The 20,520-nt window shown below is 35.7% G+C and carries 18 protein-coding genes; 13 read left to right on the top strand and 5 right to left on the bottom strand.

Features of this window, described 5'->3' with window-relative positions:
* The first annotated feature begins 196 nt into the window (after positions 1–196).
* The 10 genes from bamA (at position 197) to tilS (ending at position 14,246) form a co-directional block, all read left to right on the top strand.
* Positions 197–2,671: an outer membrane protein assembly factor BamA gene (bamA, locus tag GQS55_RS13645; protein WP_159821039.1), complete on the top strand. Its 2,475-nt coding sequence runs from the start codon at positions 197–199 to the stop codon at positions 2,669–2,671.
* A 105-nt stretch (positions 2,672–2,776) separates the two neighbouring features.
* Positions 2,777–3,295, top strand: coding sequence for an OmpH family outer membrane protein (locus GQS55_RS13640; protein ID WP_159821038.1), 519 nt, complete (start codon positions 2,777–2,779; stop codon positions 3,293–3,295).
* Between the two features lie 3 nt (positions 3,296–3,298).
* Positions 3,299–4,342, top strand: coding sequence for a UDP-3-O-(3-hydroxymyristoyl)glucosamine N-acyltransferase (lpxD, locus tag GQS55_RS13635; RefSeq protein ID WP_159821037.1), 1,044 nt, complete (start codon positions 3,299–3,301; stop codon positions 4,340–4,342).
* Positions 4,343–4,444: 102 nt separating this feature from the next.
* Positions 4,445–4,930, top strand: a complete 486-nt coding sequence (gene fabZ / locus GQS55_RS13630) for a 3-hydroxyacyl-ACP dehydratase FabZ (RefSeq protein WP_159821036.1) — start codon at positions 4,445–4,447, stop codon at positions 4,928–4,930.
* Positions 4,931–5,002: 72 nt separating this feature from the next.
* Positions 5,003–5,773, top strand: coding sequence for an acyl-ACP--UDP-N-acetylglucosamine O-acyltransferase (gene lpxA / locus GQS55_RS13625; RefSeq protein WP_159821035.1), 771 nt, complete (start codon positions 5,003–5,005; stop codon positions 5,771–5,773).
* Positions 5,774–6,193: 420 nt separating this feature from the next.
* Complete coding sequence (lpxB, locus tag GQS55_RS13620; RefSeq protein ID WP_159821034.1) at positions 6,194–7,378, top strand: lipid-A-disaccharide synthase; 1,185 nt, start codon at positions 6,194–6,196, stop codon at positions 7,376–7,378.
* Positions 7,379–7,386: 8 nt separating this feature from the next.
* The gene (gene rnhB / locus GQS55_RS13615; RefSeq protein ID WP_159821033.1) at positions 7,387–8,019 is read left to right on the top strand and encodes a ribonuclease HII; all 633 of its coding nucleotides are present in this window, start codon (positions 7,387–7,389) and stop codon (positions 8,017–8,019) included.
* On the top strand, positions 8,012–11,584 hold the full coding sequence (gene dnaE, locus GQS55_RS13610; RefSeq protein WP_159821032.1) for a DNA polymerase III subunit alpha: 3,573 nt from the start codon (positions 8,012–8,014) through the stop codon (positions 11,582–11,584). The genes rnhB and dnaE overlap by 8 nt, the downstream gene beginning before the upstream one ends.
* Positions 11,585–11,718: 134 nt before the next feature.
* Positions 11,719–12,675 (top strand): acetyl-CoA carboxylase carboxyl transferase subunit alpha, encoded by a 957-nt coding sequence (accA, locus tag GQS55_RS13605; protein ID WP_159821031.1) that lies wholly within the window; start codon positions 11,719–11,721, stop codon positions 12,673–12,675.
* A gap of 182 nt (positions 12,676–12,857) precedes the next feature.
* Positions 12,858–14,246, top strand: coding sequence for a tRNA lysidine(34) synthetase TilS (gene tilS, locus GQS55_RS13600; RefSeq protein WP_159821030.1), 1,389 nt, complete (start codon positions 12,858–12,860; stop codon positions 14,244–14,246).
* Positions 14,247–14,357: 111 nt separating this feature from the next.
* Here the strand turns inward: tilS and sstT are convergent, their stop codons facing one another.
* Positions 14,358–15,584 carry a serine/threonine transporter SstT gene (sstT, locus tag GQS55_RS13595; protein ID WP_159821029.1) on the bottom strand — a complete coding sequence of 409 codons (1,227 nt, stop codon included), beginning with the start codon at positions 15,582–15,584 and terminating at the stop codon, positions 14,358–14,360.
* A gap of 191 nt (positions 15,585–15,775) precedes the next feature.
* Here sstT and GQS55_RS13590 point away from each other — a divergent pair, with 191 nt between their 5' ends.
* The 3 genes from GQS55_RS13590 to GQS55_RS13580 all read left to right on the top strand — a co-directional run bounded on the left by GQS55_RS13590 (position 15,776) and on the right by GQS55_RS13580 (position 18,601).
* Positions 15,776–16,345, top strand: coding sequence for a PhnA domain-containing protein (locus GQS55_RS13590; protein ID WP_159821028.1), 570 nt, complete (start codon positions 15,776–15,778; stop codon positions 16,343–16,345).
* A 444-nt stretch (positions 16,346–16,789) separates the two neighbouring features.
* A protein-coding gene (locus tag GQS55_RS13585; protein WP_159821027.1) for an IS3 family transposase occupies positions 16,790–17,958 on the top strand; the annotation gives its coding sequence in 2 pieces (ribosomal slippage) (positions 16,790–17,033 and positions 17,033–17,958; 1,170 coding nt in all).
* Positions 17,959–18,049: 91 nt separating this feature from the next.
* Positions 18,050–18,601 (top strand): GNAT family N-acetyltransferase, encoded by a 552-nt coding sequence (locus GQS55_RS13580; protein WP_159821026.1) that lies wholly within the window; start codon positions 18,050–18,052, stop codon positions 18,599–18,601.
* Positions 18,602–18,770: 169 nt separating this feature from the next.
* On the opposite strand, the gene fur is transcribed toward GQS55_RS13580, so the two are convergent.
* The 4 genes from fur to GQS55_RS13560 all read right to left on the bottom strand — a co-directional run bounded on the left by fur (position 18,771) and on the right by GQS55_RS13560 (position 20,459).
* Entirely contained in the window at positions 18,771–19,214 is a 444-nt protein-coding gene (gene fur / locus GQS55_RS13575; protein WP_159821025.1) for a ferric iron uptake transcriptional regulator, read from the bottom strand.
* A gap of 182 nt (positions 19,215–19,396) precedes the next feature.
* Positions 19,397–19,921 carry a flavodoxin FldA gene (fldA, locus tag GQS55_RS13570; protein ID WP_159821024.1) on the bottom strand — a complete coding sequence of 175 codons (525 nt, stop codon included), beginning with the start codon at positions 19,919–19,921 and terminating at the stop codon, positions 19,397–19,399.
* Between the two features lie 35 nt (positions 19,922–19,956).
* Positions 19,957–20,238 (bottom strand): LexA regulated protein, encoded by a 282-nt coding sequence (gene ybfE, locus GQS55_RS13565; RefSeq protein WP_159821023.1) that lies wholly within the window; start codon positions 20,236–20,238, stop codon positions 19,957–19,959.
* Positions 20,238–20,459 (bottom strand): DUF2788 domain-containing protein, encoded by a 222-nt coding sequence (locus GQS55_RS13560; RefSeq protein ID WP_159821022.1) that lies wholly within the window; start codon positions 20,457–20,459, stop codon positions 20,238–20,240. Before GQS55_RS13560 ends, ybfE begins: the two co-directional genes overlap by 1 nt.
* Positions 20,460–20,520 lie beyond the last annotated feature (61 nt).

Below are 20,520 nucleotides of genomic sequence, written 5' to 3'. Positions count from 1 at the left end.
AGCCTGTTCTAGAAAAAATATAAGAAGCAGGATTTAAGTTTGGTGCGTTGGCTTTATTAGCATTAATGAGTGTAGCTCTATTTAATGACTTTAGTCGGGTATTAGGATAAAGAAGAATAATGGTTAATTGTAGGTTTTAGATGTTAATTTAATACCTAGGTTTAAAAATTAAAAGAAGTAATAAAAGTAAGCATTTATGATAATTAAAAAATTAGCCTTTGCCGTTTTATTAGGCGCTCTAGGTACAACAGCTCAAGCAGCCGAAGAATTTCAGGTTGAAGATATCGAAGTGAAAGGCTTGCAACGTGTTGCTTTAGGCGCTGCGTTAACACATATTCCTTTTAATGTCGGTGATAATCTTAATCCATTTAGAATTTCTCAGTCAATTAAGTCTTTATATAAATCAGGTCATTTTAATGATATCCGTGTTTATCGTGATGGTAACCGTATTATCTATCGCGTGCGAGAACGTGAAACGATAAGTGATATCACTTTTGACGGTAATAGTGATTTAAAAGATGAGCAGCTAACAGAAAGCCTTGATGGCAGTAATATACGTGTTGGTGAAACACTAGATAGAACTGTTATTTCAGGTATTGAAACAGGGCTAGAAGATTTTTATCATAGTGTTGGAAAATATAATGCTGACGTAACCGCGAGCATTACTCATTTACCTCGTAATAGAGTGAATTTAGAGTTTAAATTTATCGAAGGCGATGCGGCTGCTATTAAACAAATTAACCTTATTGGTAATGAAGTTTTTAGCGATACTGAAGTTCTTGAAAGAACAGAGCTTACTTTTGATTCGCCATGGTGGAATTTTATGGCGCAAGATCGGTATCAAAAGCAAACACTACAAGGTGATATGGAAACGATCAATAGCTACTATTTAGATCGTGGTTACCTTCGCTTTAATGTCGATTCGACTCAAGTATCGATGACCCCAGATAAAGAGTCTGTATATATTGCTTTAAATGTATCTGAAGGTGAAACGTATACCATTAGTGATGTTGATTTTATTGGTGATTTAGCGGGCTTCGAAAAAACCATAAGATCGATAAACCCATTACAAGCGGGTAACCTTTATAATGGTGCAGAAGTTACTTACACTGAAGAAGTTATTAGCAAATTTCTAGGTCGCTTCGGGTATGCTTACCCTAAAGTTACGACTATTCCAGATATTAATGATGAAGACAATACAGTGAAACTGTCGATATCTATTGACCCTGGCAAACGTATTTATGTTAACAAGGTAAATTTTGCTGGCAACCATGTTACTGCCGATAAAGTATTACGTCGTGAATTAAGACAAATGGAAGGTGCTTGGCTTTCAAATAGTCTGGTTGAACACTCGAAATCACGTTTGTCTCGATTGCCTTATATGGAAACTGTTGAATTTGAGACGAATCAAATTGCCGGTGAAGATGATTTAGTTAATGTAGACTTCGCAGTAAAAGAGCAAGCTTCAGGGTCATTTACTGCAGGTATCGGTTATGGTGATTCAACCAGTTTAAGCTTAAATGCTGGTATACAACAAAATAACTTCTTAGGTACAGGTAATCGTGTAGGTTTTAACATTAATACGAATAGATATTCTAAAAGTGCTAGCCTTTCGTACACTGACCCTTATTTTACTGTTGATGCTATTTCACTTGGTGGACAAATATTCTATCAAGCGTTTGATGCAGGACAAGCTAACTTAGTTGAGTACAATAATAGAACTTACGGTATTGGTCTTAACTGGGGTTTCCCAATTAATGAATACGTTCGAGTTGGTTTTGGTGTCGGTTTCAAAAATAACGAAATCACTTCATTAGAAACATATGAACAAATTCAAACGTTTTATGATTTGCATTCTGATCCTAGTGATCCTGATGCAGCGTTAGCATTTAAAAACTATGATGTTAATGCTAATATTTCTCGCTCGACCTTGAACCGAGGTACATTTCCAACAGCTGGTTCATCACAACTTTTATCTTTTAAAGTGACGACACCTAGTTCTTCTGATGTACAATATTTTAAACTTAATTTTGATAGTAAATTTTACTTCCCACTTACTAGAAACCAACGCTGGACAGTGTTAACTCGTTTACAGCTAGGTTATGGTAATGGTTATGGCGATGTACGTGGTAATGATCAGTTATTACCATTTTGGGAAAACTTTAGAGCAGGTGGCTCAGATACTTTACGTGGTTTTGAAAACAATACTGTAGGTCCTAGGGCAATATATCGTTACCCAACAGCTGTTAGTGGCACGCCTAGTTCAATAGGTGGAACTGCTTGTTGTTTAGGTCCTGATCATGACTTTATCTATGCTACTCCACGAAGTGTTGGTGGTAACGCCATTGCTTTAGGTGGTATTGAATTAATTGTTCCTACACCATTTTTAGACGAGAGTTATTCTAATAGTGTCAGAACAAGCTTTTTTGTTGATGTTGGTAATGTTTGGGATACTGAGTTTGATATAGCTGATTATCAAGATTTAGCGGCTGTAGAATTAGAAAAACTTGGTGACTATTCTGACCCTAGCCATTATCGAGCTTCTGGAGGTTTATCGATTCAGTGGTTATCTCCAATGGGCCCTATGGTTTTTAACTTTGCTAAAACAATTAAGCAAGAGGAAGATGATGATACAGCTTTCTTTAGTTTTAATATTGGTAAAACATTTTAAGATTCGCTCGATAGTATAATCTAGTAAAGAAGACCGTCTAGCTGTTAAATTAAGTTAAGCGAATAATACTCTAAATCCAAATATAGAAAAGAAGAGGAAAATACCTTGAAAAAATTTATTAAATCTATGGCTATTACAGCTACAGCTTCAACCATGTTATTAGCAAGTAGCGCAATGGCTTTTGAACAAAGAATTGCTGTGGTAAACGTACAAGAAGCGATAAGCCAAATCCCTCAAGCCGCGGCTTTAATGCAAACGCTAGAAACAGAATTTAAAGATGAAAAAGCTGTTATTGAAAAATTACAAAAAGATTTATCTTTTGAAGATGAAAACTTAAAGCGTAATGGTTCATTAATGAATGAAAAAGAAAAAACTGAATTACAAACTAAAATGGCTGGTTTATACCAACAATACCAAGTAAAAGTGAAAGAATTTCAACAAAAAGTTGCTCAACGTAGAAACGAAGAAACAAATAAATTGTTAGCTTTGGTAACTCAAGCGGTAGATAACATTGCGGCTAAAGAAAAATACGACTTAGTACTTTCTCAACAGACAGTTGTTTTTTCAAAAGAATCAACTGATATCACTGCTTCTGTAGTTGAGCAAGTAAGTAAAATTAAATAAGAGATGGCTTACACTCTTGATGAAATAGCGAAACATATTCAAGCTAAGCTAGTGATTTCTGATGAAGGAAAATTTTCAGCAGATAGCGTCATACAAAGTTTGGCAACACTGGCTAATGCTAAAATAGGGCAAGTCGCTTTTCTAGCAAATAAAAAATATATAACGCAGCTTAATAATACAAAGGCTAGTGCCGTTATCATTTCTCCTGATATGTTAGCGCAATGTCCTGTAAATGCTTTAGTTATGGATAATCCTTATATGGGGTATGCATTGCTAGCTAATTTACTTGATACTACACCAAAGGTAGCCGATGGTATTCATGCTAGTGCAGTAATCGATGAGAGTGCCCACCTAGGTGAAAATGTCAGCATTGGTGCTAATGCTGTTATCGAATCAGATGTTTATTTGAATGATAATGTAAGTATTGGTGCCGGTTGTTTTGTTGGTAAGAATAGCTCAATAGGTAAAGGAACACGTCTTTGGGCAAATACTAGTATTTATCATAATGTTATTATTGGTGAAGATTGCTTAATTCAGGCAAATACGGTTATTGGCTCTGATGGGTTTGGTTATGCTCCTGTTAATGCAAAATATAAATGGCATAAAATCCCTCAATTAGGCCGAGTTATTATTGGTAACAAGGTTGAAATAGGTGCTAGTACCACAATAGACCGTGGAGCACTTGAAGACACTGTGATTAAAGATGGTGTTATTCTCGATAACCAAATTCAAATTGCTCATAACGTTGTTATTGGTGAGAATACAGCAATGGCTGCTTGTAGTGTTATTGCGGGTAGCACGGTAATTGGAAAAAATTGCACTATAGCAGGGCTTGTTGGTATTAACGGTCATATTAATATTACAGATAACTGTGTTTTTACTGGTATGTCAATGGTAACTAAAGCTATCCAAAAACCCGGTGTGTATTCTTCTGGTATGCCTGTATCACCAAATCACGAGTGGCATAAAACGAACGCACGAGTTAAACGGTTAGATAGTTTAACTCAACGTGTCAAAGCGTTAGAAAAACTACTCGAAACCAAATAAAATTACCAACTGAACAATATAAGAAATAATAATAGCTGCAAAGGCAACATTATCTAATGTAAACTTGTGCGTTGATCTTATATAATGAATCAGCACAAGCCAATGAAAGGAAAAAATCAATTGGACACTCTTGATTTAAATAGAATAGCAAAACCAATATCACTGAATGAAATTAAAGAACTAATTCCTCATCGTTACCCTATGTTACTTGTTGACAAAGTTCTTGATCATGAACCTCTTAAAAGTTTACATGCTATAAAGAATGTAACTATTAATGAGCCTGTTTTTACCGGACATTTTCCAGATGCCGCCATTTTCCCTGGTGTGTTAATTTTGGAAGCACTTGCACAAGCAACCGGTATACTGGGCTTTAAAAGCAGTGAAGGGCGTGAAGAGAATGAAATGTATCTTTTTGCATCCATTGACAAAGCACGTTTTAAACAACCTGTTTTACCTGGTGACACTATGCATCTTCATGTCGAATTTATTAAAGAACGACGTGGCATGTGGAAGTTTTATGGTGAAGCGAAAGTTGACGGTAAAGTCGTTTGTTCTGCTGATCTTATGTGCGCTAAAAGAAAACTTTAAACGCCATATAACTATTACTAAGTTTTATATTTAAAACACTATATTTTAATTGAAATAGATAACAGAGATATTATGATTCATCCACAAGCGATAATTGAGCCAGGCGCAATTATCGGAAAAAATGTTACTATTGGTCCTTGGACTCATATAGCAAGCAATGTCATTATTGGTGATAATTGTCATATTAGCTCTCATGTAGTTATTAATGGACCAACTAAAATAGGTCAAGGCAATCGCATCTTTCAGTTTGCGAGTATAGGTGAAGATTGCCAAGATTTAAAATATGCTGGCGAGCCAACAGAATTAATTATTGGCGATAATAATATTTTCAGAGAATGTTGTACTATTCATCGTGGTACTCCTCAAGACAATAGCTTAACTCAAATTGGCAGTAATAATTTATTCATGGCTTATACCCATGTCGCACATGACTGCATGGTAGGTAATCATTGTATAATGGCTAATAATGCTTCTATTGCTGGTCATGTTCATATAGGTGATCATGTTATTCTTGGCGGTATGTCAGGTGTTCACCAGTTTTGTCATGTTGGTGCACATAGTTTTATTGCCGCAAATGCAATTGTATTAAAAGATGTACCCGCTTATGTTATGGCATCAGGCCATCCAGCGAAGCCTTTTGGTTTAAACAGTGAAGGTTTAAAACGTCGAGGTTTTAAGAGTGAGACTATTTTATCGATTAAGCGATCTTATAAAGAAATTTATCGTAAAAAACAATCGGTTGATGATGCTTTAAATGCTATAGCAGAACTAGGCAGTCCTTCTTCAGAATTGGAACTTTTTACTCAATCAATTAAAAATTCTACTCGTGGTATTATTCGTTAATACGTTGTGATTGAATATTACATTATTAATAGGTTTAGCACATAGGGATTGGTACTTAGTAATAATAAGTACCAACCTGAATTCGTTATTAAATAATGCTGCACTAGCAACTGACTTGTTCGAATTTATTGTTAAATTTATTTGCGATAGGTTAGTTATTGAGGTGAAATCTCACTTGATTTCTTCTCAATTTAAGTAATACCAGTTTCATTAATTAAGTGAACAACTAATTATTAAATAAATAACGATGTAGTTGGTGATTTTAGCAAGTAGAAATGATCACATAGTTAGTGAGATTGGTATAAGTAAACTATCAAGCTAGTATATTAATTGAAGTCATATGATTAAGTCTTCCAACTAATTAAAAACCCCTTAAACCAAGTTCAGGTTACTTAGAAAAATAAACCTAGGAGCCAACCAGTGTCATCAATTTTAACCACTCATACTTCTTCCCCTGTTTTCGCCATTGTAGTTGGTGAGCATTCTGGTGACACACTCGGTGCCGGCTTAATTACCGCATTAAAAGATCAATACCCGAATGCTAAGTTTATTGGGATTGGTGGCGCTAAAATGGATAAACTTGGCTTTGAAAGCTTATTTTCCATGGAAGAGTTAGCGGTCATGGGGATTGTTGAAGTATTGGGACGCATTCGACGATTATTTGCCGTGAGAAAATCATTAGTTGATTATTTTACTGCCAATAAACCCGATGTGTTTATTGGTATTGATGCGCCAGACTTTAATATTGGTTTAGAGCTACGTTTAAAAGAACAAGCAATAAAAACTGTTCATTATGTTAGCCCTTCTGTTTGGGCATGGCGTGAAAAAAGAATATTTAAAATAGCGAAAGCGACCGATATGGTGCTTTCTTTATTACCTTTTGAAAAAGCTTTTTACGATAAGCACCAAGTGCCTTGTACTTTTGTGGGTCATCCTTTAGCTGATGATATTCCCATGGAGAGTGATAAAAAACAAGCAAGAGCTATGCTTAATCTTCCCCTTGAAAATAAAATTCTTGCGTTAATGCCAGGCAGCAGAGGTGGTGAATTATCTCGTTTATTAGCACCATTTTTTCAAAGTGCGATGCAATTACAGCAAGAAGATGAAAATTTACTCTTTATTGCTCCAATGGTTAGTGAGAAAAGAGCACAACAATTTAATACGTTGAAATCGGAATTAGCACCTAATTTAAAGGTACAACTTGTTATTGATAATACTCAAACGGTAATGGCGGCAAGTGATTGTTTATTAACCGCTTCAGGCACTGTAACTTTAGAAGCCGCTTTAATCAAAAGGCCTATGGTTATTTGCTATAAGTTTAATATGATTACGCATCTGTTAGCTAAGTGGTTAGTAAAACTACAATGGTTCTCTTTGCCTAATTTATTAGCCAATCAAACATTGGTACCTGAGTTATTGCAAGAGGAAGTGTGCCCAGAAAAAATTATTCCGTTGATCAAAGAGCGCTTGTATCAGGATCAATCTCAATTAAACGATACCTTTAAACTTATTCACCAACAGTTAAAATGTGACGCAAGCAAGCAGGCAGCAAATGCTGTCATTGACTTGCTTAATACTTCAAATACACCTCTTTTAAATAAGTAATCATTCCCATGGCTCCAAAAATAATTTTTCCTGATTTTGAATATCCCGTTGCTTATTGTATTGCTGGCGTAGATGAAGTGGGGCGCGGCCCATTAGTTGGCGATGTCGTTACTGCTGCAGTAATTTTAGATCCTGATAACGCTATTGTAGGACTTAAGGACTCAAAAAAGCTTACTGAAAAAAAACGCGCTTTATTAAGTGAAGAAATTAAAGAAAAAGCTATCGCATGGTCTATCGGACGAGCTAGTCCAGAAGAAATTGATACATTAAATATTTTACATGCCACGATGCTTGCTATGCAACGAGCTGTTCAAGGTTTATCTGTTACCCCCGACTATGTTTTGGTTGATGGTAATCGCACACCAACCTTTAATACCGATCAAGGCCCTATTGCTAGTCTAGCCGTAGTAAAAGGAGATGCGCGTGTTAGCGAAATAAGCGCGGCATCAATACTTGCCAAGGTTGCCCGTGATAATGAAATGATTGCCCTTGATAAACTACACCCTGAATACGGTTTTGCTAAACATAAAGGTTATCCTACTAAAGCGCATTTAGAAAAAATAATTGAACTTGGAGTCTTGGATTGTTATCGCCAAAGCTTTAAGCCTGTTGCTAGAGTATTAGGCCTTATAAATGAGTGAAACAGTGAGCGGTGAAATATCAGAAACTGAGCCAACCCAAGCATTAATAAACGATCCTAAGTTTATTCATTTGCGCGTCCACAGTGATTATTCAATGTGTGATGGCTTGAAAAAAGTTAAGCCCATTGTTGCTAAAGCCGCCTCATTAAATATGCCGGCAATAGCCTTAACCGATCAAACAAACCTTTGTGGCTTGGTAAAGTATTATCACGCAGCTCACGGCGCTGGTCTAAAACCTATAATAGGTTGTGACTTTTGGGTGAAAAGCGAAGAATTAGGCAGCGAGCTTTTTCGTATTGTTGTACTTGCCACAAATAATGTTGGTTATAAAAACCTAACTGAATTAATCTCTAAAGCCTATATGCGTGGCCATGTTCAAGATAAAGCTGTAATTGATAAAGACTGGTTAATTGAGTATAAAGAAGGCTTAATATTACTATCTGGTGGTAGAGAAGGCGATATAGGTAAAGCATTATTAAAAGGCAATAATGAGCTTATTGAACAAATGGTTAGCTTTTATCAGCAACACTTTCATGATTGCTTTTATCTTGAATTGATTCGAACTGGAAGGGTTGATGAAGAAAACTACCTACATCTTGTTGTTGACTTAGCTACACATTTTGAACTGCCTGTTGTTGCAACCAATGAGGTGATGTTCCTTTCTCCTGACGATTTTGATGCGCATGAAATCCGTGTTGCCATCCATGATGGTTATACATTAGATGATAAACGACGCCCTAAACGTTATAGCGAACAACAATACTTACGCTCAGAAGAAGAAATGTGTGAGTTATTTAGTGATATTCCAGAAGCGTTAGCTAACACTGTAGAAATAGCCAAACGTTGTAATGTAACAGTCACCTTAGGTGAATATGTATTACCTGACTTCCCTACGGATGGATTGGAAATTAATGATTATTTTATCAAGGTTTCTGAAGAAGGTTTAGAAAAACGCCTTAATAAATTATTTGATACGAGTGCTGATAACTTTAGTGAAATAAGAAAACCTTACGATGAACGTTTAGCAATTGAGCTTGAAGTTGTTAATAACATGGGTTTTCCCGGTTACTTCCTTATCGTTATGGAATTTATTCAATGGAGTAAAGATAATAATATTCCTGTTGGTCCCGGTCGTGGTTCAGGTGCCGGTTCACTGATAGCTTATGCCCTTGATATCACCGATTTAGACCCATTAGAATACGATTTACTCTTTGAACGCTTTCTAAACCCTGAACGTGTTTCCATGCCCGATTTCGATATCGATTTTTGTATGGATCGACGTGATGAAGTTATTGATCACGTTGCGGAACTTTATGGACGTGATGCAGTTTCTCAGATCATCACTTTTGGTACTATGGCGGCGAAAGCGGTAATTCGTGATGTGGGCCGTGTACTTGGTCATCCCTACGGGTTTGTTGATAGAATTTCAAAACTTATCCCTCCTACACCGGGCATGACCTTAGCTAAAGCATTTGAAGAAGAGCCAAAACTACCTGAAATTTACGCGCAAGATCCAGACGTAAAAGATCTCATTGATATGTGTCGTATTCTTGAAGGTACCACACGTAATGCGGGTAAACATGCTGGTGGTGTTGTTATCTCTCCCACCACTATCACTGACTTTGCACCATTATATTGTGATGATGAAGGTAAAAACCCAGTCACACAGTTTGATAAAAATGATGTTGAAGATGCTGGTTTAGTTAAGTTTGATTTCTTAGGATTAAGAACCTTAACCATTTTGCAGTGGGCAATTGAAATGGCTGATGCACAATTGCTAAAAGCCGGTAAAGCGCCTATTGACATCACCACTATCGATCTTGAAGATAAAGCGAGCTTTAACTTATTACTACAATCTAAAACAACGGCAGTTTTCCAATTAGAATCTAGCGGCATGAAGTCGTTAATTGATAAATTAAAGCCAGATTGTTTTGAAGATATTATCGCTTTGGTGGCGTTATTTCGCCCAGGGCCATTGCAATCAGGCATGGTTGATAACTTTATCGAGCGTAAACATGGTCGTGAAGAAGTTAGTTATCCTGATGCAACTTGGCAGCATGAAGATTTAAAACCTGTATTAGAGCCAACCTACGGTATTATCTTATACCAAGAACAAGTAATGCAAATTGCGCAAGTACTGGCAGGTTATTCGCTAGGTGGAGCAGATATGCTTCGTCGTGCTATGGGTAAGAAAAAGCCTGAAGAAATGGCCAAGCAGCGTGCAGGTTTTGAGCAAGGTGCACTTGATCGGGGTATTGATGGTGAACTTGCCATTAAAATCTTCGATTTAGTTGAAAAATTTGCGGGTTATGGTTTTAACAAATCACATTCTGCTGCCTATGCGTTGGTGTCTTATCAAACGCTCTGGATGAAAACTCATTTTCCTGCGCCATTTATGGCAGCGGTTATGTCCGCTGATATGGATAATACTGAAAAAATTGTTACGTTAGTTGATGAATGTAGCAATATGAATATTGATTTATTACCGCCAGATGTTAATGCTGGCCAGTACAAATTTACTGTTAATGAAGATAATCAAATTGTCTATGGTATTGGCGCGGTAAAAGGCGTTGGTGAAGGGCCTATCGAAGCAATTATTGCGGCTCGTCAATTAGGTGGCCCCTTTATTGATCTTTTTGATTTCTGTGCGCGTTTAGATTTAAAGAAAACGAATAAACGTGTATTAGAGAAATTAATAAAATCAGGTGCTATGGATGCACTTGGACCGACTTATAAATTAACAACTGATGGTAAAGACTTACCGCATCGAGCTGCTTTATTTGAAACATTGCCAGAAGCAATAAAAGCAGCAGAGCAACATGCTAAAGCAGAGTTATTAGGACAAAATGATCTTTTTGGTTTGATAAATGATGAACAAACTGATTCAAGACAATCATTTAAAGAAGTAAAAAAGTGGCCTGAAGAAGTCTGGCTTAATGGTGAAAAAGAAACATTAGGCTTATATTTAACAGGTCACCCTATTAATCGTTACTTAGCTGAAATTAAAAAATACTCTACTAGTCGCTTAGTGGGGATGCAGCCAACAGGTCGCGATAAACAAGCCGTAGCTGTAGGTTTAGTGATTGGCGTGCGTGTAATGGTTAATAAACGTGGCCGTCGCTGGGCGTTAGTGACACTTGATGATAAAAGTGCACGTATGGATATAAGATTATTTCCAGATGATTATGATAGATTTGCAGAATTGCTCGAAATTGATGCAATTTTAGTGTGTAGTGGACAGGTCAGCTTTGATGATTACTCTGGAGGTAATACAATGACCGCCAGAGATATTATGACGGTAGCTAATGCTAGAGAAAACTATGTCACCTCTTTAGATATTCAAGTGAATAAAGGTAAATTAGGTGATTGTTTTATCGAACAATTTACACAAGTTTTAACGCCACATAAAGAAGGTACTTGCCCTGTGAGGGTGTATTATCAAAGAGAAGAAGCTCGCGGCATGTTAGAACTTGGAGTACAATGGCGGGTATCGCCAGCAGATATGTTATTATATGATTTAAAAGAACTATTAGGTGAAGAAAATGTCATCTTACAGTTTAAATAGCTAAATAGTTTTATAATATATATTTCAGAGCTAAGCTTTTAACGCTATCCGTTAAAATTAATAATTAAGTGTTATCGATGATAAAATCGGTAATGAAAGAAAATTAAGACCATTTTTTAGGTGCAAAATAGCATATGTCATTAAATTTTTTAGATTTCGAACAACCTATTGCTGAACTTGATGCAAAAATAGAAGAGCTTCAGCTCGTTAATTCAGGCCAAGAGCTAGATCTTGATTTAGAAGATCAAATTTCCCAGTTGCGCGAAAAGAATAGAGAACAAACCAAAAAGATTTTTGCCAACTTAGACCCTTGGCAAACGGCACGAGTTGCTCGTCATCCACAACGTCCTTATACGTTAGACTATTTACCACGTGTATTTACTGAGTTTGATGAATTAGCTGGCGATAGAGCTTATGCTGATGATAGTGCCATTGTTGGTGGTACTGCGCGTTTAGATGGCAGAGCTGTGATGATTATTGGTCATCAAAAAGGTCGTTCAACAACCGAAAAAGTTAAGCGTAACTTTGGTATGCCTCGTCCTGAAGGATATAGAAAAGCATTACGTTTAATGAAAATGGCAGAACGTTTCAATATGCCAATTATTACTTTTATTGATACTCCCGGTGCTTATCCTGGCATTGGTGCAGAAGAGCGCGGTCAAAGTGAAGCAATTGCGACTAACTTAAAAGTAATGGCGCGTTTATCTGTTCCAATTATTTGTACTGTTATCGGTGAAGGTGGCTCTGGTGGCGCGTTAGCTATTGGTGTTGGTGATAGAGTTAATATGTTGCAATATTCGACTTATGCTGTAATTTCACCAGAAGGTTGTGCATCTATTCTTTGGAAAACTGCAGCTAAAGCATCAACAGCAGCAGAAGCTATGGGTATTACCGCCCAACGTATTAAAGAATTAGGATTAATTGATAATATCGTGGAAGAGCCATTAGGTGGCGCGCATCGCGACATGGATTATATGGCAGCAATGCTAAAAGAATCATTGAAAAGCAACCTAGCTGAATTAGATCTGTTAGATAAAGATCAGCTAGTTGAAAGTCGATATGACAAGTTAATGTCATTTGGTTACTGCTAACATTTATTGTTAATAAAATAAGTTGTGGATGACATGTTTATATATTTGAAACACGTCATCTACAGCTATGCTTTTGTCACTATTTATCCCTCTATTAATTTGTGATTTTAGCGAGCCTCTATTTGGTTTTATAATGTTTAATGAGTTTAAAACATCTTTATTAAGACAAGTTTAGATTAACTATGCATCCGATAGAGTCCGCACTGTTAAATACCATCAGTAAACACCCAGAAATGCCATTGGTAATTGCTTACAGTGGTGGCGTTGACTCGCAAGTTTTATTACATGCAATAGCATCGTTAACAAAAACATCATCTTCAGCACAATCTATCTCTAATCCCGTAATGGTATGTCATGTTAACCATGGTTTAAGCGACAATGCATTATCTTGGCAAGCTTTTGCTGAACAATCGTGTTTATCACTTAATTTACCATTAAAAATATGTCAGGTTAATGTGCAGTCACAAGCACAAAAATCGTTAGAATCTTTAGCGCGTGATGCAAGGTATCAAGCTTTACGTTCCATTTATCAAGTACCTTCATTGATCATTACCGGTCACCATAGTGACGATCAAGCAGAAACCTTTTTACTTGCCCTTAAACGTGGCTCTGGTTTAAAAGGATTATCTGCTATGGGCAGGGAGAGTAAACAGGGGAAAGATTTATTATTACGCCCATTGTTATCAATATCTCGAGCCGACATTGTCGATTATGCGAATATTAATGATTTAATCTGGGTTGAAGACGAGTCAAATGCAGATACTCGTTTTGATCGAAATTTTATTCGCAATGATATTATGCCACTTTTAACGAAGCGTTGGCCTAGTATTACGAGTACCATTAACCGAAGTAGTGAGCATTGTCGAGAAGGGCAATTATTACTTGATGAATTAGCGGCGGATGATCTTAGCGTTTCTCTAAATGATAGTAAAAGCTTAATTGTTGCGTCGTTAACGCTATTATCTCAAAAACGCTTTAATAACTTAATTCGTTATTTTTTAGCTCAAAATAAATGTTTAATGCCAAGTACTGAACAGCTAGCTCAGTTATATCAACAGCTTAATGCAGAAACAGATAAAAACCCTGTAGTGAAAGTTGGGGATAATGTGATTCGTCGTTATAAAGGAATTTTATATTTAACCGCTGATTTTACGGATATTAGCGATTGGCATACTGATATAGTTTTTAACGATTCTAAAACAGAAGTTTTCCTACCCGATAATTTAGGTAAATTACATTTTTTTAAAACAACTTTTGAAGATGCTACTCAAGGATCACAACGAATTATTATGCCAAAAAATGGACAAAAAGTGACAGTTCGCTTTAACCATAATAATCCTAATTGCTTACCTGATTATAGAAACCATTCGCGCAGTGTAAAAAAAATACTTCAAGAGTTAGATATTCCAGTTTGGCAACGGAAAAGGATCCCTTTTTTATATTATGATGATGTATTAGTTGTCGCGATTGGTTATTTTGTTTGTCAGAACTATGTTCCTAAGGCATTAACACCAAATGATACTGAGTTTCAAGAAGACAAGTCTAACTTAACAATTGCTTGGATTAGTTAAGTTAGACATCATTAAAAACCAGAAGTATGTTCAAAGACAATTTAAACATACTACAGTAACTCCGTTAGATAATTCTTATACCGTCAGAATCCCAGTATAAAAACACAGACTCTATTTTGTGATGTTGTGAGAAGCGGCCGCAGAAAATACCACATCAGTAGAGCTATTAAGCGCTGTTTCAGCTGAATCTTGAATAACACCAATAATAAAGCCAATCGCAACAACTTGCATAGCAATGTCATTATTAATACCAAATAAATTACAGGCTAATGGTATTAGTAATAATGAGCCACCAGCAACACCTGATGCACCGCAGGCTGAAATAGAAGCCACTATTGATAATAAGATAGCCGTGCCAAAATCTACATCAATATTTAAGCTATTAGCTGCAGCTAAGGTTAATACTGTAATAGTTATGGCTGCACCTGCCATATTGATGGTTGCGCCTAAAGGGATTGATACAGAATAAGTATCTTCGTGTAAATCTAACTTTTTACACAACGCCATATTTACCGGAATATTTGCAGCAGAGCTGCGAGTAAAAAATGCGGTGATGCCAGATTCACGAAGACAAGTAAATATTAATGGATATGGGTTTTTCCCCATAATAATAAATACAATTAATGGATTCACCACTAAGGCAATAATCAACATTGCAGCAAGTAAAATTACAACGAGGTGGCTATATTCAGCAAGTGCTGAAAATCCGGTGGTAGCAATTGTATTAGCAACCAAGCCAAAAATACCGATAGGAGCAAAACGAATAACAATGCGCACAATGCTTGATATTGCTTCACTGAAATCATGCACCATTGTTTTTGTTTGTTCATTCGCCTGTTTAAGTGAGAATCCTAAGCCAAGTCCCCAGGCTAATAAAGCAATAAAATTTCCATTCACAATGGCGCTAATTGGATTTTCTACCACTTTAAAAGCTAAGGTTGATAATACTTCACCTAAGCCCTGTGGTGGGTTAGCACTCGCGCTCGCTATATCTAAAGTTAAAGTGGTAGGAAATATAAAGCTTAGTACTACTGCAACAAAAGCGGCACAAAGAGTACCGAGTAGATATAAACCGACAATTGGCTTTAATTTAGCATCACTGTTTATTTTTTGATTAGCAATACTTGAGGCTACCAGTACTAATACTAAAATTGGCGCTACTGCTTTAAGTGCATTAACAAATAAGCTACCAAGAATTGAAAAGGAAATTGCTACTTCTGGTGCTAGTACAGCAAGTGTTATACCTAATATAATAGCTACTATTATTTGAGGTACTAAACCTAATGCGTTTAGTTTGGTAAAAGCTGATTTTTTTTCTATAGTGGAATGGGTTGTCATGCTTGCGCCTTATTATATTTCTATTGCCGAGTTTTTAACATTGAAGAGAAGCTTTGTCTATCATTAGCGGTAATATTTAATTACCCCGTGAGTATAGATTTTCTTACAAAAGATATAAAAAAATAATGTATAATTATGTTACTGAAAATTAAGTTTATCTTATATCATTAAGGTTAATATTAGGAACCATTATGCCTAGCGAAAATGCATTAAAACAACGTAGTAATAATAGCTGTGAACTTTGTACATCAACAAACAATCTTTCGGTATACCCTGTACCACCAACGAGTGATTTAAGCGCACAACAATGTGTTTATATTTGCGATACTTGTCAAAAGCAAATTGACGGTGAAGCTGAATTAGATATGAATCACTGGCGTTGTTTAAATGACAGCATGTGGAACCAAGAGCCTGCTGTACAAGTAATATCTTATCGTATGTTGCATAAGTTATCAGCTGAAAGTTGGGCGCAAGATGCATTAGACATGATTTATATGGAAGATGATGTAAAAACTTGGGCAGAACAAGGTATTGCAGCGGAGCAACGTGAAGGTCCGACACGTGATAGCAATGGTGCTGAGTTAAATGACGGTGATGATGTTACTTTGATCAAAGACTTAAAAGTTAAAGGCGCCAACTTTACGGCAAAACAAGGTACTCTAGTACGTGGTATCACGTTAACAGATAATCCAGAACATATTGAAGGCAAAGTAAATGGTACGCGCATAGTACTTGTTTCAGCCTATTTAAAGAAAGCTTAAGTTAACCTTACTGGTTAGTCTTCTCGTATTGACTATAAAAGGGCGACTATGCCTTTTTATAGTTGCTCAACGTAACTTATTTCAAATCCCCTTAACTCTATATGTAACCCCCAGAAATTAAAATCTATAATAAGCCTGCCGTTAAGCGCTTAATCAGGGGGAAATAACTGTTGGTTTTTGGTGACTCTGTTTAATATTTTCACTGGTTATTCTTGGTGTCTTAGCAGGCTTCAGTATTGTCTTATTGACTCTAAATTAAGAATAACTGAGGATATTTGTATTAGTAGAGCATGCAAAAGTTAGTTTATCGTGAGATATTGATTCAGGTTTCACATAATGTATTTTTCAGGATTTTATCAACTCGTTCTTAAGGTATAATTTGACGTGGTTTAATTGATTCGACTACCCCAGTTAAGGAATAATGAACTTAACCGGAGAATGAAAATGACAACACGTAAAAAATATTCCAAGGAATTTAAACTTGATGCTATCTCTTTAGTCAGAGATCAAAACATTAGTATTTCTGAAGCTAGCAGGAATCTAGGGATTGGAAATCAAATGCTCGGCCGCTGGATCAAAGAAGCTGAAAATGAAGATGGTCAAGATTTTCGAGGTAATGGAAAACTGACACCCGATCAAGAAGAAAATCGTCAATTAAAAGCGCAAGTCAAACGCCTAGAAATGGAGCGCGATATATTAAAAAAAGCGACGGTCTTCTTTGCAAAAGAAACGAAGTAAAATATTCGTTTATTACCCATCATAAGAAGATCTGGTCAGTGGTATTAATGTGCCGCGTATTGGGTGTGAAAACTAATAATTATTATAGTTATCAGAAACGTAATACAAATAAAACAAATGATGCAACACATCAAGAAATGATTGAGTTAGTAAAGGATATTGCCAAATTCAGTGACAATACTTATGGCGAAAGGCGTATTAAAGCGGTACTGAATGCTTTGAGTTTTCCTATCAGTCGATGGAAAGTAGCCAAATTAATGAAAGAGGCAAATGTTTGGGTTCGCTATAAAAAGAAATATAAAGTCACTACTAATAGTGCTCACAATAAGCCACTTTATAAAAATGAACTTGAACAAAACTTTACCACAGAGCAAGCAAATCAAGCATTTGTCGGTGATATTACTTACATTTGGACAGCAGAAGGTTGGCTCTATTTAGCCGTTGTTATTGACTTGTACTCTCGTAAAGTTGTTGGTTGGAGCATGGATTCAAGAATGAAAGCTCAACTTGTCTGTGATGCACTAACAATGGCTATTTGGCAAAGAAGCCCTGAGAAAGGACTTATTGTTCATTCCGATCAAGGTGTTCAATACGCAAGTCACCAGTATAGACAATTACTCAATAACAATGGCTTTATTGGTAGTATGAGTAAAAAGGGTTGCTGTTGGGATAATGCCGTTGCCGAAAGCTTCTTTGGCAGCCTAAAGCAAGAGCGTGTTCACTGGAAAAATTATGAAACACGCTATGAAGCTCAACAAGATATAATGAATTACATAACCATGTGGTACAACAGTAACCGACTACACTCTTACTTAGGGTATCAAAGCCCTAATGATTTTGAATTGAAAATTAATGAGTTAGAAAAAGTAGCTTAACTAGGGTGTCTGAATTTACTTGACCAGGTCAATTTCCTAAAAGATAAGTTTCTAAAAGATAAGTTCTACAGCATTATTATGAGTACAATATATGAATATAAATTTTAAAGCACTTAATAAGCATGATGCTAATTACACTGAGGTTATAGAACTTTATAAAGAGGCGTTCCCTGGTGCTAAGCGCATACCAACATTTTTACTTCGTTATAAACTTAGAAATGGTAAGGAAGGTTTTAATGTACTCTATGAAAATGATGAGTGGATTGGGCTTATTTATTCTGCTGAGTATAAGGACATTGTTTTTGTACAGTTTTTGGCTATATCAGAATCATCACGCTCTCAAGGGTATGGAAGTAAGGTGATGGCATCATTAAAAGATAGACATATTGGGAAAAGAATAATATTAAATATTGAAGAACTTGATAAAAAAGCAACAAACTATGAACAGCGAGTGAAGCGCAAAGCATTTTATGAAAAGAACGGGTTTATTTCTACTGGGTATATGGTGAAAGAGCCTGATCAAAAGTATGAGATGTTAATACGCGAGGGAAGTATTAGTAAAGAGGAAATAGAATCATTATATGATGATCTTTTTGGTTCTATTATTAGTTTTTTTATACGACCTAAAGTACTAAAGATTTGAAGCGATATAGTTGTTATAGCACGCGATAATAAGTTAATTAACAAGGAACAAAAAATAATTTTTTTGCCCCTTAATTACTTAATGTAACTAACAGTTACCTTTAACTCTAGTTAGGAACACTATATTGATACTAAATAATTACTTAGTATCAATACTTTAATAACGTTTATTAAAGATTTTCTTTTCTATAGGTTTCACACGCATCTTGATCTTCACATTCGCCATATAGATATAAACTATGATTAGTTAATGTGATTTTATGAGACTCCGCAATATCTTTTTGTCTTTGCTCTATGACATCATCTTCAAATTCAACTACTTTACCGCATTTTAAACAAACTAAGTGATCATGATGTTTTTTATGTGACAATTCAAAAACAGATTTACCACCTTCGAAATGATGGCGGCTAACAATTCCTGCATCATCGAATTGGTTCAATACACGATACACTGTTGCTAAGCCAATCTCTTCTTGTTGTTCAAGTAATAGTTTGTAAACATCTTCAGCACTAATATGCTGATTTTTTGGATTTTGTAGAATAGTAAGAATTTTAATACGCGGCAGGGTAATTTTTAATCCAGCTCTTTTTAGTTCTTCATTTTGATCTGCCATGGAATTAATTTCTCTATATATAATGATAAAAGTGAAAGTATAGGTTGTTATCAAGCTTGGTGAAAGTGATAGTTTGGTTTAATGTTGTTTTTTTCGTTTTAAAATATAAAAAGCACAAGAAATGAGCTTTTTATATTTTATTAAGGAGAATAGACTAGATTTATCTCTGTACTAGGTAATAACTAAGATAGCTCAGATAAACACATCTCATCATTTAGTTGGTTTACCCATTTATTAACACGTTCTTCAGTTAACTCTGACTGTCTGTCTTCATCAATGCATAAACCGATAAATGTATTTTCATCGATTAAAGCTTTAGATGCTTCAAACTCATAACCTTCAGTTGGCCAGTTACCTACAACGATAGCGCCTTTACTTTCTACAATGTCACGTAATGGCTCCATTGCATCACAAAAGTATTCAGCATAGTCTTCTTGATCACCTAAACCAAATATCGCAACCAGTTTATCAGTAAAATCAACTTCTTCTAGTTCAGGTAAAAAATCATCCCAATCACATTGGTTTTCACCATAATACCAGGTTGGAATACCTAAAATGATTAAATCAAATTCAGCTATCTCTTCTTTTGTACTTTTAGCGATGTCTTTAACATCGATCATTTTTTTGCCTAGTTTCTTCTGGATCATTTTACTTATTGCTTCAGTATTACCAGTATCACTACCAAAAAATAAACCTACGATTGCCATGGAAATTTACCTTATAACTTCAATTTAGTATTAATTTAATTGTTTTCTTTTGCTAATGATCTAATCAAGAGTGTTTCGATTAATTCACTGCGATTAATATTTTTACTTTTAGCTAATTCTTCTAATTGCTCAAATAAGCTGTGGTGAATTTTAAATTCAACCCTTTTTAAGCCGTTATTTTTGTCTCGCTTAACCTGGTTTCGTTTATTTATTCTTATTTGAACATTACGTGGGTGTGGACTAGTTTTAGGTCGCCCAGGACGTTTTTCATCACTAAATAAATCAATGGTGGTTAAGTCTGTTAACTCTTTTGCCACTAGCCAACTCCCTGACTTTCCCAGATGAATTGAATAATACCTTTGGCAATAAAACCAGCGCAGCCTAAAAATAATACAAAATAAACAACTAATCTGCCTAATTTGGGTACGTCATTTTTATTCATCACATCATGGATGGACAAACCAATAAAACCAAAAATGAAAAGAAAAAATAAATTAAGACCGATAGTTTCTATTAGTTCGAAATGTTCAGCTAGCATTTTAATCAGTTAGTATAGTAAGCATAAAAATTGGCGGAACTATAGCATAGAGTTGACATAA

It is taken from the genome of Colwellia sp. 20A7 (genome assembly GCF_009832865.1).
In the GTDB taxonomy this organism is placed as follows: Bacteria; Pseudomonadota; Gammaproteobacteria; order Enterobacterales; family Alteromonadaceae; genus Colwellia.
Note: the sequence above shows the minus strand (reverse complement) of the source record. Positions and strands in the feature narration are given on the sequence as shown.